Below are 16483 nucleotides of genomic sequence, written 5' to 3' on the forward strand. Positions count from 1 at the left end.
TCACCGCCCACTCCCCGGGCACCCAAGGCTACAATCCGTCAACCCGCCCCGGCACTACGGCGGGTACCGCTCCGGGCGCGCAGCGTGCCCAGCCCCGGCTCTCGCCGCCGGCCCGCCGGTTCCCTCCCGGGCCATCCCCCGTGCACGGACGCGCAACCGCCCCGGCTCCCGCCGCCGTAGCGTCATGCGGCGCACCGGCCCGGCGGTCCGCCGCGACCGCCTCACCTTCCGCGGCCACGCCGACCTCACCGCGTCCTTCCGGAACTGACCGCCCCCACACCAGATGAAGGCCGACACACCCATGACCGATCCCCGCGACGGGCAGCCACCCAGCGCCCCGGACGACCTGTGGTGCCCCTTCCCCTCCCTGACGAACCCCCACGCCGAGCAGGCCGACCGGCAGAGCCTGGACTGGCTGGCGCGCCACCGGCTGCTGGACGGGCGCCACCGGCAGTCCGACCGGATCGGCCGCCAGCGCAGCGGCCACCTGGCCGCGCGGACCAACCCGGAGGTCTCCGCCGGGATGCTGCGCCTGTTGTCCGACTGGTACGTCTGGCTCTTCGCCTTCGACGACGGGTACTGCGAGGACCGCGAACGCGGCGCCGCCCCCGGGCCGTTGGCCCGTACGACCGCGCTCCTCTCCCGGGTGGTCGACCCCGAGCCGCCCGGCGACGGGCTGCCCGGACCGGCCGGCGCCTACGCGACGGCCCTGCGGGAGATCCGGGACCGGGTCGCCGCGCAGGCCTCGCCGTCCCAGCTGTTCCGGTGGGAGTGCACGGTCCGCGACTACCTCTCCGCCCAGGTGTGGGAGGCCGCCAACCGGGAGGCGGGCACCGTACCGGGCCTGGCCGAGTACGTGGCCATGCGCCGGCACGCCGGGGCGACGTACACCTGCCTCGCCCTGGTCGACCTCGCGGCCGGCGACGAAGTGCCGGCCGCGGAGGCGGACGGACCGTCGCTGCGCAGGCTCAGGGACCTCACGGCGAACCTGGTGAGCTGGGACAACGACCTGTACTCCCACGCCAAGGAGGCCGCCGGCGGCCAGGGCCGCCACAACCTGGTCGAGGTCCTCGCCCGCCACCACCGCTGCTCCCCGGCCGAGGCCCGACGGTCGGCCGTCGCCATGCGCGACGCCGAGATGCGCGCGTTCGTCGAACTGAGCCGGACCGTCCGCACGGACGGCAGCGAGGCGGCCTCCGCGTACGCCCGCAGCCTCGGGCTGTGGCTGCGCGGGCACATCGACTGGTCGCGCGGCAGCTCCCGGTTCGACGTGCCGTCCCCCGCGGCGAGGCACTGATGCGCGAAGACGCCGCCCCGCCCGGCAGCGCGCCGCGCGCGCCCGGCCACCTGCCCCTGCTCGGCCACCTGCTCCCGCTGCTGACCCGCCCCGTGCCGTTCCTCCAGTCGCTCGCCGACCACGGCCCGGTGGTGCGGATCCACCTGTGGCGCAGGCCCGTTCACGTCCTCACCGACCCCGGGCTGGTCCACCGGCTGCTCGTCCAGGACGCCGCGAGGACCGAGAAGGGCTTCGTCTTCGACCAGGCCCGCGGCCTGCTGGGCAACGGCCTGTTCATCTCCGAGGGCGTGTTCCACCTCCGCCAGCGGCGCCTGGTGCAACCGGCCTTCCACCGCGACGGCATCCGCCGGTACGCCGCCCTGGCCGCGCGGCTGGCAGCGGCCGCGGTGTCCCGCTGGGAGACCGGGCGGCCCGCGCCGATCGAGCCGCGGATGCACGGACTCGCCCGGGACATCGTGGTCGAGGCACTGTTCGCCACCCGCCTGAGCGCCGCCCAGAAGACCCGGATCGACCGGGCCGTGCCCGTCGTCCTCACCGGCTTCGTCCAGCGGGCGCTCTACCCGTCGCCACTGCTGGAGAAGCTGCCCGTACCGGCCAACCGGCGCTTCGACGCGGCGGTCCGGGACCTGCGCACCACCGTGGACGAGATCGTCGATCAGGCCGCCGCCCCGCACCAGGACCCGGACGGCACACTGCTCTCCCTGCTGCTGACCACCCGCGACGAGGAGACCGGCCTCGCCATGCCACCGGCCCAGGTCAGGGACGAGGCCGTCTCGCTGCTCCTGGCCGGCACCGAGACGACCGCCACCACACTCGCCTGGCTCTTCCACGAACTCGCCCGGCACCAGGACCTCCAGGACGAGCTGAGCGAGGAGGTGCGCGCCGTCGCCCCCGACGGTGCCGTGCCCCCGGACGACCTGCCGCTCCTGGAGCGCACGGGGCACGCCATCAGCGAGACCCTCCGCCTCCACACCCCCAACTGGATCCTGATGCGCCGGGCGACGGAGCCCCTCCGGTACGGCGGCGTCGTCCTGCCCCCGGGGGCGGAGCTCCTCTTCAGCCCGACCGCGCTGCACCGCTCCCCGCTGCTCCACCCCGACCCGTCGCGGTTCGACCCCGACCGCTGGCGCCAGTCCGCCGGCCACGCCCCACCCAGGCTGTTCATCCCCTTCGGCGCGGGCCGGCACAAGTGCGTCGGCGAGTCCTTCGCCTGGACCGAGATGCTCGTCGTCACCGCGGCCGTCCTCGCCCGCCTGCGCCTCAGCCCGGCCACGGCCACCCCCCTCCGGGAGAGCGCCACCGCCGCCACCGTCCGCCCACGCGGCCCGCTGCTCGTCGCCGAACCCCGGTGATCCGCCGGCGGCCGGCGCGTGCGCGCAGGGGCAGGCCCCGGTGCCCGGGTACGACGACCGGCTGGCGGACGTGGTGGCGGTGGCCGTACTGCCGTGAACCCGTCATTCCTGCGGATACCGGGGGATAACCCCACCCACGACCGGGTGGGTAGCGGCATCGTCGCAGGTGGTCCGCTCCGGAGAGGGTTGGGGCAGCGGCGTGACCCGCCGGCTTCCTCGACAAGCAACCGGAGTTGATGCATGCGCAATCAGGCGCAGCAGACCGTCCACCCGTCCCGGCACCGGAAGGTCCTGGTGGCCGCGATGGCCGTCGGTGCCCTGACGACGGGGGTGCTGGCCCCGTCCGCGGCCTTCGCGGCACCGAAGCCGGACACCGTCCAGCAGGGCCTCGACGCACTGGTGCGGGACGACGGCATCGTCGGCACGCTGGCGAACGTCGAGAAGGGGCACGGCCGAGCCCGCAACTACACCGCCGGGATGGGTGACCTGGCCACCGGGGCGAAGGTCCCGGTCGACGGTCAGGTGCGGATGGGCAGCAACACCAAGACGTTCACGGCGGTGGTCGTGCTCCAGCTGGTCGGAGAGGGGAAGATCGGCCTCGACGCGCCCGTCGAGACGTACCTGCCGGGCCTCGTCCGCGGGGACGGCATCGACGGGCGGAACATCACCGTCCGCCAGCTCCTCCAGCACACCAGCGGGCTCCCGGAGTACCTGCGGGGTGATGCCTCGTTCCACTACTACGAGCCGCGCGACCTCCTCGACAACGCACTGCGGTTCAAGGCCGACTTCGCCCCTGGCGACCGGTTCAACTACAGCAACACGAACTACCTCGTGGCCGGCCTGATCGTCCAACGGGTCACCGGCCGCCCGCTCGCGGCGGAGATCGACCGCCGCATCGTCAAGCCCGTTGGCCTGCGCCACACCTACTTCCCCACCCCCGGCGACACGACCATCCGCGAGCCCCACCCCAAGGGCTACTACCGCGAAACCCCCGACGCACCCCAGCAGGACGTCACCGCGACCGACCCCTCCTTCGGCTGGGCCGCCGGCCAGATGATCTCCACCAACTCCGACCTCAACCACTTCTTCTCCGCGCTCCTCCACGGCGGCCTCCTCCCACCCGCCCAGCTCGCCGAGATGAAGAAGACCGTCCCCGCCGAGGCCGTCGGCCCCGGCGCCGCCTACGGACTCGGCCTCGTGAGCAGGCCCCTGCCCTGCGGCGGCCTCTACTGGGGCCACGGCGGCAGCTTCCCCGGCTACGAGACCCGCGGCGGCGTCACCGAGGACGGCAGCACCGCGGCCAACATCGCCGTGACCTCCCGCCCGACCGACAAGGCCGCCCTGAGGCACGTCGAGAACGTCGTCGAAGCAGCCCTCTGCCGCTGAGGCCGCTCAGGCCGCTCAGGCCGCTGCGCCCGGACAACACCGGCGTACGCACCGATGGTTCCGCGGCTCCGGCCTCCGGCCCGGGACGGGGTACTCCCCCGCTCCGGGCCGGAGGCCGTCTACCCGGCAGCTCCGCGATGCCGAAGGGCCGCATCAGCCTCAGCGGGTCGGCGCACTCGAACGCCTCGTTGGCGAGCCGGTCCTGGCCGTCCGGCGTCACGCCCTCAGCCGGTCCGCCGGACGGAACCCGGACCGGGCAACGATCCGAGCGGACGCTCCCGCCGGGCGGAATCCGCACACGATTCGTACAGTGACAACTGCGGAGCGAGACCCCGCGTCCCCGCCATGGCGCAGCAGCGGTCCGGCTCGAACGGACCTGAGGCGGGACGCCGGCCGGCGCTGCCCATCAGAACCCGCCCGGCCGGAGCGAAGGACCGTGCCCACCCGCCGTTCCCCACCGGCTTCCGGTCACCCCTTCCCGCTGAGCAGTCCACACCGAGGAGCAGCAGGACGATGGCACGTACGACAGCCACCAAGAGAACGGCGAGCGCCCGGCGGCGAGCGGGCGACACGGACGAGGCAAAGGTCGCCGATGCCTCGGTCAAGGCGGAGTTCCTCGGCGACGACACCCACATCGACCCCGGCTCTTCGGACAGCAAGGGGACCGTCCTCGAGAACGCCACGCTCGACTTGAGCCAGGGCACCGTGCAGCCTCCCGAACCGGTGGCGGGCGAGAAGGCGGTCCTCTCCTGGACGGTGACGAACCTCGGGCCCGACAACGTCACCTCCGCCGTCTGCGAGTACGACATGGGGTACGGTCTGAGCGAAGTCGACTTCACCATCGACGACAAGCGCGCCCCGGAGCACAAGCTGCCGCCCTTGAAGCATGGCGAGAAAGCCGTGGCGGCCCTCACCGTGCAGATCGCGCCGAACGCCGGCATCCCCCTGGGTGTCCTGTTCGGTGTCCACACCGCCGACGCGACGCCAAACCGGCAGACCATCGTGGACCCCGTGTCGAAGGTGGACCTCTCCCTGACGGGTGACCCCGCCGACGACACGGTGCCGGCAGATCAACCCGTCAGTTTCCGTTGGAAGGTGGAGAGCAGAGGACCGTCCAGCGCAGAAATGGTGAGCGTACGGGCCACCCCTCCGGCCGGGGTGCGCTTTGACTCTGCCGACAACGGCGGAACCCTACAAGCCGATGGCAGCATCCTCTGGCAGCTCGGCTACCTGGACCCACCCCAGTCGCGCACCGTGACGGTCAAGGCGAAGACCTCCCCGACCACGCGGGACACCCTGGTCGCCACCGCCGTGGCAACGTTCAGCAGGCCGGACGGCTCCGGCAGTCCGGCGACCACCCCGCAGGTACCCGTCACCCTGAAGGTCCAGGAACTCGCCACGCTCACCTGCACAGCGGCCGCCGTCCCCCCGCAGACGGTCGCCGGGCGGGACGAGGTCACCTACACCTGGACCTTCCACAACGAGGGCCCCTCCGTCGTCCGGGGCCTCGCCGTCACCGCGACGCTGCCGGACGGTCTGGCTTTCGTCTCCGCCACCGACCATGGCACGCTCCAGAAGGGCGGCATCGTCAGCTGGGCGCTGCCCCCGGTCGAGTCCGGCGACACGTCCGTCGCCGTCACCGCGAAGGTCGGCCCCGGGGCCCTCGGCCCGCTGACCGCCTCGGCGAAGGCCTCCGCCACGACCCTGGATGCCAAGACAAAGAAGCCGATCAAAGTCCCGGCGACCGAGGCGACCGTCACCGCCACCGCAGAGGCCGTGCTGTCGCTGCGCGCCGAAGCCACCGACCCGGCCCAGGTGGTGGCGGGTGACCGTGACCACCCCGCTGCCTTCCGGTGGACACTCACCAACAAGGGAAGTTCCACGGCGACCGGCGTCACCGCACGGGTCACCCTGCCGCCCGGCGCCACCTTCGTGTCCGCCACCCCGACAGCCACTGTCAAGGGCACGGACATCAGCTGGGATCTGGGCCCCCTCCCGCCGAACTGCCCGGCCGACCTCACCCTCCGTGTCTGGCCCGCCCCGGAGGTTCGCGGCTCGCTCACCCTCAAGGCCGGCGCTGAGGCGCAGACACTCGACCCCCGCACCGGGAAGCCGGCCAGAACGCCCGAGGCACCGGCCACGGTCCAGGTGGCGGTGCAGGACCGACTCGAGATCATCGAGACCCGGTTCAGCCCGGACACGGTCCAGGAAGGCGACCAGCTCGCCCTGGCCTGGAATGTGAGGAACACCGGTCCGTCCCTGGCCCGCAACGTGACCCGTACGGTCAAGCTGCCGAGCGCCCTGAGCCTCGCCGACGGCCAGCAAGCCACCTATCCTCAGGAGAAGTTGGCGCCCGGCAAGGCCGGCGGATGGTTCACGGTCGTCACGACGGTCGGCCACACGCGAGACGACAAGCTCACCGTCACGGGCCTGTTCACCCGCGATGGCTCCACCGAGGCGACCAGCAAGGACATCACCATCCCCGTCAAACAGGGGAAGGGCAACTTCCGATTCCCCTTCGACTTCGGGCCCTTCGGCTTCCCGCCCCCGTTCGGCGGCGAAGGCAGCGGAAAGGACCACGACGAGTCGGACGACGATGACGACGACGAGAAGGACAAGACCACCACACTGAAGTTCACCAAGGCGAAAGCCGATCCGGAAACGGTCGACCCCGGCAAGTTCCTGACCTACTCCTGGACCCTCAAGAACACCGGTCGCAACGTCACCGCCAAGAACATCTACGTGTCGATCACCCTGCCCGCCGACGTCAAGCCGACGGAGGTTCACGGGCTGCCCGCTACCCCCACCCCCAAGATGATCATCGGCTACCTGGGTTCGCTCGCCCCGGGCAAGACCCAGGACTTCTCGGTGAAGACCCTCGTCGACGACGGTGCCACCGGCTCGCTGCCCGCCCGAGCGTACGCCTGTTCCGCACAGGCCCGCCCGGCCTGGAAGACCGCCGAGGCCACCGCCCGCGCCTCGTCCCAGCTGGACCTGACCGGGGCGGTAACCCCGAACCCCGCCGACGCCGGAAAGCGGATCACCTACCACTGGACGCTGGCCAACAAGGGGCCCTCCGACGCGTCCGGGCTCACCGTCCGGATCACCATGCCCGACCAGGTGTCCGACCCGAAGGGCCTGGTCACCGAAGGCGGATCGCAGACGGCACGTTGGGACGAGCCGAAGCGGCAGCTCGTCTTCGACTCCCTCGGCACGCTGTCGAACGGCCAGCAGCTGACCTTCGAGGCCACCGCCACCGTTCGCAAGGATGCCGCCGGCCCGCTGGAGGCGACCGCCCACGCCCAGGCCACCGACGCCGCCGACGCCAAGAACACCCTGACGGCCGAGGTCAAGGTCGCGTTGAGCCTCACCGGCGAGGCTGTCCCGCCTGCGGTGGTCGCCGGGCGCGACCTGACCTACGTGTGGACCCTCGCCCACGCCGGCGGGCCCGCCGCAGAGAAGATCGACCTCACCGCCGGCCTGCCGGCCTCCCTCACCTACCGCACTTCCTCCCACGGCGGAGCGACGTCGGACGGCAGAAGGGTCCAGTGGCCGCCGATCGATCTCAAGCCGGGCGAGCAGCGCACGGTCACGGTCACGGCCCTCGTCGACCCGGCCGCCAAGGACATCCCCGCCGTGACCGCCACCGCCAAGGCGGGCGACACCGCCGACGCCACGGGCCGGATCGGCTCGGTGCAGGTCACCCGGGCGAGCGCGCTCACGCTCAACGGCATCGGCACCCCCAGCCCGGTGACGGTGGGCGAACATGCCTCGCTCGTCTGGACGGTGGTCAACCGCGGCCCGTCGGTGGCCTCCGGCGCCGTCGCCGACCTCACGCTGCCACCCGAACTGAGCAATCCCAAGATCACCGTCTCGAACGGCAGGAAGGCGCCCGTCCAGGCCAGTCCGACATCCCTGCCCGACCTCAAGCCCGGCCTGTCCGTCACCGTGACCGCCACCGGCACCACCACCGCCGACGACCTGACCCGGGCGCCGGGCACGGTGAGCGGACGGGCCGTGGTCAAGGAGGAGGGGCAGACTCCGGCCGACGCGGCCGCGCGGATCGAGATCGACTCCGACGCCGTCCTGACCCTCACCCCGGACCCGGACACCGCCGACCTCCGCACCTTCGATGCCGGTGCCACCGTCCCGTTCACCTGGACGGTCGCCAGAACCGGCACCTGCGCCACCGGCCCCGCCTCCCTCCAGGTCGCCCTGCCCCCGGAGCTCACCGTCACCGAGGCCCTGATCGACGGCCAGGCCCCGTCCTCGCTGTCGCAGAGCGACGGACACCTCACCCTCGGCCTCGACGGCCTCGCCACCGGGAAGCAGACCGTGCGGGTCACCTGCCGGGTGTCGCCCCGAGCTCCCGCCACCACGGCGAAAGGCCCCGATCCACTCGCCGTCACCGCACTGCTCTTCGCGGACGGCGCGAGCCCGGTCATCCACACCGCACGGCTGAACGTCACCGTCCGCAGCACCGTACGGATCAGCGCCTTCCAACTCCCCTACCCGGTCACCGCCGGCGGCGAGAGCGTCCTGGTCTGGTCCCTCGGCAACGACGGGCCCTCCAGCGCCCGGGACACCTCGTTCGTCCTGACGCTCCCGAAGGACTTCGCCTTCCTGGACGCCACCGTCGACACCGCCCCGCGCAGCGGCACCGTCGATCCGGCGCACCCCGGCCGGTGGACCGTTCCCGTGGGAGAGCTCGCACCGGGCGAGGCCGCGCAGATCGCCGTACGGGTCGCCGTCTCCCCCGACCCGGCCGGCCCGAAGGCCGCCGTCACCCGGTCCGCCACCGTCGGCACCACGACCGGTCTGGCCTCCGGCAGCGACCCCGTGCCCATCGGCAGCACCGCGCAGGTCGCGATCACCACGACGGTCTCTCCCCCCGCACCCCTGGTCGGCGACAACGTCACCTACGTCTGGAACCTCACCAACACGGGCCAGAGCACCGTACGCGGGGCCACCTTCGAGGTCACCGTGACGGGCGAAGGGTTCGTCCCCGACCACGGATCCACCGTCGCCAAGGTCACCCCGTCCGAGGACGGGAAATCCCTCACCGTCGTCTTCGTCGTCCCCGCGCTCGCGCCGGTGGCCGAGCAGACGTTCACCCTGGTCGGGAAGGCCACCACGGCCGTCATTCTGGTGGCCATGCCCGTGGTCAAGGACGGGACGGGCAAAGCCCTCCAGCCTCCGGGCCCTGAGAAGCGCACGCAGGTCGGCCGCATCACCACGCCCCCGCGTACGACACGGACCTCCCGCACCGCGCCTCGCCCGACGGACGCGAAGCCCCGCCGGGCCGCAGCCAAGCGCACGACGCCCGCCAAACGCACGGCGGCGCCCGCCGGGCGACGCAAGCGCCTCCCCGCCTCCTGAACCGCCCTCCGGCCGCACCCGGTCGCGCGCAGCCCCCTCGCCTCCGACCCGCGCGGGCCCATCGGGCCCCGAAAGAAGTCACCCCATGCCCGAGCCCTCCGCACACCGATACCCGTCCGTCCTCGCCATGGGCCTCGCGGCCGTGTCCCTGGCCGCCTGCTCCGGCACTCCGACCGCCGACCCACAGGCAGCACCGCAAGCCCCACAGCTCCCCGCGCTCCTGGAATTCGGGGAGCCGCAGTGGAAAGGCGCGGACGCCTATGCCGCCTACATCGCGTCGATCCGCGACGCCGTGGCACCCGCTGCTGACGTGGAGACCTCCGTCGGCATGCGAAGGCTGCACGTCAGCCCGTCTATTCAGCAGAAGGTGGTGGACGCCAAACCCAAGAATCCCAAGTCATACACGACGGAGGACTTCGTCGGGCTCCGGATCACCAGCCGCGACCAGTCGCAGCACATCACCTTCCTGATGCGCAAGGACGACCTCTACGTCATCGGCCTGTACAACGAGGACAAGAACAGCTACATCCGATTCGAAACACCCGAGCAGAAATGGCGCGACTATCCCTTCCCTGCCGATCGGACCGGCAGCTGGACGAAGGGCACGCAATACCCCAAGCTCTGCGAAAAGATCAGCTCTGGAAGGCTGGAGATAACGGACAACAGCCTGAACAGCGCGGTCAAGGAATTCGCCGACAAGGGCAACGGAGCTGACGGAGCATCCCTGTGCCAACCGGCCGTTCTCTTCGCCGAAGCCGCACGGTTCGCCCCGATCACCGAAGCGGTCCAGGCCGGATGGCCACAGGCCGGCAAGGCCACCACCCTGAACACAGACCTGCTGAACTACATGACGAATTGGTCCGATATGTCGAAGTACGCCTTCTGGAAACCGGCGCAGAAGAGCTCCCGGGGAGAGAAGGACAGATTCGGCGCCAATGACTTCAACGTCGGCCCGCAGGAACCCCCGCAGTACGTCCACCGCACGGCGGTGAAGCCGATCGTGTTCGAGGTCGTCAGCGTCTACAACGGCAACGGCAGCAGAGCGGGGCGATGCGGCGGGGTGTTCGTCGCGGACAAGAAGGGAGACGGCCCTTGCGCGCCCGCACCCGGCGACTCCTGATGGTCCACCTCACTAGCCGTACCTGCCCCAGCGCCGTACCCGAGCAGCGTTCAGATTCAGATTCATGTTCACACCCCGATAGCCACGGGTAGGCAGCGGATCACCGAACGTAGGCAGCGGAAGGGAACCGGAATGAGCGGTCAGCCGGGAGTGACGACGGACGCCGGCGATGTCCAGGCTGCGGCACCGTACGACGAGGCCGATGTCATCTTCCACGGCGGTGAGATCGTGACGGCGGCCGCCGACTCCCAGGAGTCCGATCCCCGTCCCGAGGCGGTGGCCGTCAAGGACGGAGTCATCGTCCACGTCGGCGACTACCAGGAGGCCGTCGACCGCTGGCAGGGCCCGCGGACGAAGGTGCGGGACCTCGCCGGGCGCGCGCTGCTGCCCGGGTTCATCGACGCCCACGGCCACCTGGGCGGCATCGGGCTGCAGGCCACCCTCGCCAACCTGCTGGCCGCCCCCGACGGCGACGTCACGGACATCGACTCGCTCCTGAACAAGCTGCGCGCGTGGGCGAAGACACCGGTGGGCGCCTTCTCCAAGTGGATCATCGGGTTCGGTTACGACGACGCCATGCTCGCCGAAGGCCGGCACCCCACCCGCGAGGATCTCGACAAGGTGTCCACCACCCGGCCGGTGCTGGCCATCCACCAGTCCTTCCACCTCGGGGCCGTGAACAGCCGGGGCCTGCGGGAGTTGGGCTACACCAGGGCCACCGCCGACCCGGACGGCGGCGTCATCCGACGCCAACCCGGCCCCGTGGCCCGGCCGTTCGGCGAACCCAACGGCGTCCTGGAGGAGACGGCCTTCAGTCCGGCCTCCGAAAAGGCCACCGAGGGGCTGCCGTTGACCGCGATGGCCGCCCTCTTCAGCAAGGGCGTGGCGTCGGCCGCGAGCTTCGGCTTCACGACCGTCCAGGAGGGCGGCGCCACACTGAAGAACCTGAAGGCCCTGCGGGACGCCGCGGCCCTCAAACCCTTCAAGATCGACGTCGTCGCCTACGCACGGGCCGACGAGGCCACGGCCTCACCGGAGCCGGACCCGGTCGGCGTGAGCCAGGAGTACCACCGCGGCGTGCGCGCTGCCGGCGTCAAGATGTACCTGGACGGATCCCCGCAAGGCCGCACGGCCTGGCTCACCAAGCCCTACGAGGAGCGGCCGGAAGGCACTCCCGAGGGCTACTGCGGCTACCCCACCATCGAGGACCCCAAGGTCGTCCTGGACCAGGTGAGCACCGCGTACGCCAGGGGCTGGCAGGTGCTGGCGCACGTCAACGGGGACGCCGCGATCGACCAGTTCATCGAGGCGGTCCGGACCGCCTCCGCCGAGGTCGAGCCCGCCGACGCCGACCGGCGGACGGTGGCGATCCACGCCCAGACCGCCCGCGAGGAGCAGATCGAGGACTTCGCCCGCCTGGGCGTCATCCCGTCCTTCTTCTCCATGCACACGTACTACTGGGGCGACTGGTACCGCAAGACCGTCCTCGGGCCGGAGCGGGCCGCCACCATCTCCCCCGCCCGCTGGGCCGTGGACCGGGGGATGGTCTACACCTCGCACCACGACGCCCCGGTGGCCCTGCCCAACTCGATCGCCATCCTCTCCAGCCAGGTCACCCGCCGCACCCGCACCGACCAGGTCGTCCTCGGGCCCGAGCAGTGCGTGTCGGCGTTGGACGCGGTCAAGTCGATCACCATCCACGCCGCCCACCAGTACTTCGAGCAGGACCGCAAGGGCAGCATCGAGGTCGGCAAGCTCGCCGACCTGGTGATCCTCTCCGCGAACCCGCTGACGGTCCCGCCGGAGGAGATCAAGGACATCGCCGTCGCCGAGACCATCAAGAAGGGCACCACCATCCACCCCGCCACCGCGGCCGGCACCGACGGCGACGCCTCCGAGGCCGGACTCGAGGCCCCGACGGACTACCAGTGGCACGGCTGCTGCTGACATCGCGTCCCGGGTTGCGGCTACCCAGGGCCTCCGGGCTCGGGTGGCCGCACCGTGCGTGCCGTGCGCGGCGGGCGGGGGCTGGGGGCGCCCCCACCCGTCACGGCCGGTCAGCGGGCGAGGACGTGGCCGTCGTCCGGTCGGTGGTCGCGGGAGCGGCGCAGGTCGGCGGTGACGTAGGTGCGTTGCAGCCAGCGGTCCGCCCCGTCGTAGCGGGGCCGGAAGGCGGTGCGGCCGTGGACGGTGACGCGGTTGTCGATGACGACCAGGTCGCCGGGGGTCAGACGCAGGGTGCGGGCGGTCGCCTCGCAGGCCCGGCCGAACGCGGCCAACGCGGCGGCGGCCCGAGGGGTGAGCGGGGTGGTGACGAGTTGGGCCATGCGGATGTCGGGGTCCTCGGCCGCACCGGACAGCACCGGCCGGGGTTCGGCTCCGGCCCCGCTCGCGGTGTCGGGGCCGAAGGAGGGCGGCGGCGTGGTGCGGAACTCCGCTGCGGACAGGGCCTCCCGCTCGGCCGGGGTGAGGAGGGGCAGTGCCTGGCGGATGCCGGCGACGCGCATCCCGGCGGTCCGGTCGTGGTCGGCGCGCAGGCACAGGAAGACCACGTAGTCCGGCGGGTGGGGGTGGAAGCCGTTCTCGGTGTGGAAGGACAGCGGCACCGATCCGGCGTTGCCGTGGAAGGCCTCCTGCCCGGGCACCGGCACGACATCCTGCACCAGGGCCCCCGACTTCTCGGCCAGGTAGGCGAGCGGCTCGCCGAGCCCGCAGGCCACCATGGTGAGCAGCGCGGCCGGGACGGTCGCCTGCCGCTGGACCGAGCCGGGCACGGCCGGTGTCGGGGGCAGGACCGCCCGGTCGACGGGCAGGCCGCCGATCACCAGGGTGCCGCGCGGGCCGGAGTGCCGGCGGAACCGGCGCGCCGCCCGGCGCAGCGGCAGCGGGAGTTCGTCCCAGGCGTCCCGGGCCCGTGCCACCCATGCGGGGCTGTCGACCTGGTCGCCCCCGTCGGCGGACAGGGTCCGGGCCAGGCGCTCGCACGTGTCGGCGTCGGCCGGGCCCAGGTTCCAGTCCGCGGCGACGGCGGTGTTGTCGGTGGTGCCGGGCATCGGGTCTCCTGCCGGGGGTGTGGACGGGCGGACGCGCGGACTCACGAGTGGCGCAGGCCGGCCACGGCGTCGGCGACGTAGTGGTCCCCGAATCGGATCAGGGGGGCGTACTGGGCCGCGCGGCGGTGGCGCATCTGTCGTAGTTCGGCGACGGCGTTGTCGGGGCCCTCGGGCCGCTGGGCGATGGAACGGCGCAGCCGGACCATCGAGTACGCGAGCGTGACGTGCCGTTCGGCGTCCACGATGTCGGCTTCCAGGAGGGCGTCCCGCGCCTCGGCCAACTCGGGGTCGCGGTCCGCCAGTTGCTCGTAGGATTCGGGGACCAGCGTCAGCAGGTCCTTCATCGCCGCCCGGAAGAGCTTGTACCCGCGGTGCTGGCGCCCGCTGAGCGGGATGTCCGTCGACGGCGGCGCCATGGTCCGGCGGATCGCCGCCATGTAGTAGTCGGCCGGGATCGTACTGGCGTGGTTCATGGCCGCGGGGAAGCCGCGCACGTACTCCGTCGCGTCCGCCAGCCGCCCCAGCGCGGCATCGCCGTCACCGTCGCGCAGGTGGCGGGTGGCGTCGGCCACGGCGACCGCGGCGCAGACGTTGAACAGCACGTGGACCTGGTGCCCGATGAGCCAGCGCGCGCTCCACGCGCTCTCCAACAACGGCCCCGCACCGGGCTCCGGGACGGCCGGCGCCGGAACGGGCCAGGATTCGGTGCCCGGCGCGACTCCGGTGAGGTCGAGCACCGACCGCCGCATCCCGGCCAGCTCCAGCGCCAGGTCGGCACCCGACAGCGGAGCCTCGCAGAGGTCCTCCAGGCCGCGGTGAATCACCAACAGGCCGTGCAGGGCGGCCTGCTGGTCCGACAGCTCCACCTCGCGGACGCGGAAGTACGACTGACTGGTCGACTCCGCCGGCACGTCCTCACCCGCCAGGGCCGGAGCCAGCGCCTCCAACGCGGCCACCACCTCGCCCGCTGCCGCGGCGGCCTGCCGGAGCGCGGCGGTCCGCTCGACCGGTCCGGCATGGGTGGCCACCCCGTCCAGCACGCGCGCGGCCCGCCCCGCCGCGGCGGCGACCCGCGGCCCCAGCACCGGGTCGGGCCGCCCGCCCCGGGGCTCACGGAAGACAGCGACAGAAGGATGACCGGCGACCGGCGACAAGCCCATGGTTGGGATAGCTTGCCAGGAACACGCCAGACGAAACCCTGATCCCCACGTCGATTCGCCTTCCGCGCACCGACGTTGGAAGCCCGGCCGGCGAGAATCGACAGGCCTGGCCCGCACCCCGAACCAACTGTCCGACGCGACGCGGTGCTCCTGTACCCACCCCCGCAGAGGTCGCCGACGCCATCGCCGGGCCGAACCTCCGCGGCGACGGCGCCACGGTCGTCCGCTCCCGCCGCCTGGTCGCACTGTCCGCCCCCAGCAACCTGGTGACCTGCGGTTTCCTCACCGGAACGGGGCAAGCGCCGGCGGGTCGCCCCGCATGCGGGGCGGTGGCACCTCTGTTTGACTGAGGACGGATGATCCCCGCCCCGAGAGGGAGCACGCCCATGCCCGTGGCCACCGGAAGAGGCCCGGCCACCCTCGCCGCCGTGGCCGCCGCACTCCTGACCGCACTCCTGCCGGTCCCGGCGTCCCCAGCCGCCGCACCGGCCGACGGGGCCGGCCGGCCGGAGCACGCACGGACCCGGGCCGCGATGGAGCGGGCGGTACGGGACGGTGCGCCCGGGGTCCTCGTCACCGTGGCCGAGGGCGAAGGCCGATGGGTGGGAACGGCAGGGGTGGCGGACCGCAGGACGGGACGCCCGCCCCGTCCGGCGGACCACTTCCGGGTGGGCAGCATCACCAAGACGTTCACGGCCGTGCTCGTGCTCCAGCTGGAGGCGGAGGGGCGGCTCGGCATCGACGACACCGTGGAGAAGTGGCTGCCGGGCCTGGTCCGGGGCCACGGCCACGACGGCCGCCGCATCACCGTCCGGCAGCTGCTGAACCACACCAGCGGTGTGTACAACTACCTCAACGACCCCGCCCTGCACCAGATCGGGCCGATCTGGCTCGAGCACCTGCACGACACCTGGACACCCGAGGAACTCCTGGCCGTCGCGATGTCGAAGCCGCCCACGGCCCAGCCCGGCGAGAGGTTCGTGTACTCCAACACCAACTACCTCCTGGCCGCGATGATCGTGGAACGGATCACCGGCAGCTCCTACGAGCACGAGCTGCGCCGTCGCATCATCGACCCGCTCCACCTGCGGGGCACCGACTCGCCCGGAACGCGCGAGTCGCTGCCCCGTCCGTCCGGCCGGGACTACTCCACCGCCCAGGTCCAGTTGCCCCCGCCGGGCGTCGACGTCACGGAGTTCAACCCCTCGGCGATCCGCGCCAGTGGCGAGATCATCAGCACGGCCGACGACCTCGACCACTTCTACCGTGCCCTGCTCACCGGCCGGCTGCTGCCCCAGGCGCAGCTGCGGGAGATGACCACCACCGTGCCCGCCGGCATCGACGACCAGGGCCTCGGCATCGCCCGCATGACCACCTCCTGCGGGGTCGAGCTCTGGGGGTACCGCGGCGGCGGCTACGGCTTCGAGGCCCTCACGGTCTCCACCCGCGACACCCGCCACCGGATGACCGTCTACTTCAACACCGACAGCCTCGCGCTCCAGGGCGCGGCGGCCCGGGACCTCGCCGACGCGGAGTTCTGCCACCACTCATGACCCGGGGCCAGACGCGTACGCCTGGCGGTCACCCCCGCAGGCCGTGGTGGGGCCCCCCCCCCGGGGGGGGGGGCCCCCCCCCGGGGGGGGGGGGGGGGGGGGGGGCGGGCGGGGGGGGGGGGGGGCGGGCGGGAGAAACCCCCCTAGGTGGGCCCGCGCGCGCAAAGCGGGGGTGAGAGCCCC

9 protein-coding genes are annotated in these 16483 nt (G+C 72.5%); 7 read left to right on the plus strand and 2 right to left on the minus strand.

Annotated features, from left to right (window positions below; genetic code table 11):
• Nucleotides 1–301: 301 nt before the first annotated feature.
• From ACFCY1_RS39265 to ACFCY1_RS39290, 6 genes are all read left to right on the plus strand, one after another.
• The gene (locus ACFCY1_RS39265; protein WP_375877617.1) at nucleotides 302–1297 is read left to right on the plus strand and encodes a hypothetical protein; all 996 of its coding nucleotides are present in this window, start codon (nucleotides 302–304) and stop codon (nucleotides 1295–1297) included.
• Nucleotides 1297–2649, plus strand: coding sequence for a cytochrome P450 (locus tag ACFCY1_RS39270; protein WP_375877618.1), 1353 nt, complete (start codon nucleotides 1297–1299; stop codon nucleotides 2647–2649). Before ACFCY1_RS39265 ends, ACFCY1_RS39270 begins: the two co-directional genes overlap by 1 nt.
• Nucleotides 2650–2889: 240 nt before the next feature.
• A complete protein-coding gene (locus ACFCY1_RS39275) occupies nucleotides 2890–4035 on the plus strand; it encodes a serine hydrolase domain-containing protein (protein WP_375877619.1) in 1146 nt (381 codons plus the stop codon).
• 513 nt (nucleotides 4036–4548) lie between these two features.
• Nucleotides 4549–9414: a hypothetical protein gene (locus ACFCY1_RS39280; RefSeq protein WP_375877620.1), complete on the plus strand. Its 4866-nt coding sequence runs from the start codon at nucleotides 4549–4551 to the stop codon at nucleotides 9412–9414.
• Nucleotides 9415–9499: 85 nt separating this feature from the next.
• A complete protein-coding gene (locus ACFCY1_RS39285) occupies nucleotides 9500–10534 on the plus strand; it encodes a ribosome-inactivating family protein (RefSeq protein WP_375877621.1) in 1035 nt (344 codons plus the stop codon).
• A 132-nt stretch (nucleotides 10535–10666) separates the two neighbouring features.
• Nucleotides 10667–12481 carry an amidohydrolase gene (locus ACFCY1_RS39290; protein WP_375877622.1) on the plus strand — a complete coding sequence of 605 codons (1815 nt, stop codon included), beginning with the start codon at nucleotides 10667–10669 and terminating at the stop codon, nucleotides 12479–12481.
• 110 nt (nucleotides 12482–12591) lie between these two features.
• Here ACFCY1_RS39290 and ACFCY1_RS39295 read toward each other — a convergent pair whose 3' ends face one another.
• Nucleotides 12592–13587, minus strand: coding sequence for a TauD/TfdA family dioxygenase (locus ACFCY1_RS39295; RefSeq protein ID WP_375877623.1), 996 nt, complete (start codon nucleotides 13585–13587; stop codon nucleotides 12592–12594).
• 41 nt (nucleotides 13588–13628) lie between these two features.
• Nucleotides 13629–14747 (minus strand): hypothetical protein, encoded by a 1119-nt coding sequence (locus ACFCY1_RS39300; protein WP_375877624.1) that lies wholly within the window; start codon nucleotides 14745–14747, stop codon nucleotides 13629–13631.
• Nucleotides 14748–15133: 386 nt separating this feature from the next.
• Between ACFCY1_RS39300 and ACFCY1_RS39305 the strand changes: the two genes are divergently transcribed.
• Nucleotides 15134–16300 (plus strand): serine hydrolase domain-containing protein, encoded by a 1167-nt coding sequence (locus ACFCY1_RS39305; protein WP_375877625.1) that lies wholly within the window; start codon nucleotides 15134–15136, stop codon nucleotides 16298–16300.
• Nucleotides 16301–16483 lie beyond the last annotated feature (183 nt).

Source organism: Kitasatospora sp. NPDC056273 (assembly GCF_042268845.1).
Taxonomy (GTDB): Bacteria; Actinomycetota; Actinomycetes; order Streptomycetales; family Streptomycetaceae; genus Kitasatospora.

Coding starts and splice junctions, on each gene's coding strand:
- ACFCY1_RS39295 (WP_375877623.1), bottom strand. CDS start 13,587: ATGCCCGGCACCACCGACAACACCGCCGTCGCCGCGGACTGGAACCTG.
- ACFCY1_RS39280 (WP_375877620.1), top strand. CDS start 4,549: ATGGCACGTACGACAGCCACCAAGAGAACGGCGAGCGCCCGGCGGCGA.
- ACFCY1_RS39265 (WP_375877617.1), top strand. CDS start 302: ATGACCGATCCCCGCGACGGGCAGCCACCCAGCGCCCCGGACGACCTG.
- ACFCY1_RS39275 (WP_375877619.1), top strand. CDS start 2,890: ATGCGCAATCAGGCGCAGCAGACCGTCCACCCGTCCCGGCACCGGAAG.
- ACFCY1_RS39270 (WP_375877618.1), top strand. CDS start 1,297: ATGCGCGAAGACGCCGCCCCGCCCGGCAGCGCGCCGCGCGCGCCCGGC.
- ACFCY1_RS39305 (WP_375877625.1), top strand. CDS start 15,134: ATGCCCGTGGCCACCGGAAGAGGCCCGGCCACCCTCGCCGCCGTGGCC.
- ACFCY1_RS39290 (WP_375877622.1), top strand. CDS start 10,667: ATGAGCGGTCAGCCGGGAGTGACGACGGACGCCGGCGATGTCCAGGCT.
- ACFCY1_RS39300 (WP_375877624.1), bottom strand. CDS start 14,747: ATGGGCTTGTCGCCGGTCGCCGGTCATCCTTCTGTCGCTGTCTTCCGT.
- ACFCY1_RS39285 (WP_375877621.1), top strand. CDS start 9,500: ATGCCCGAGCCCTCCGCACACCGATACCCGTCCGTCCTCGCCATGGGC.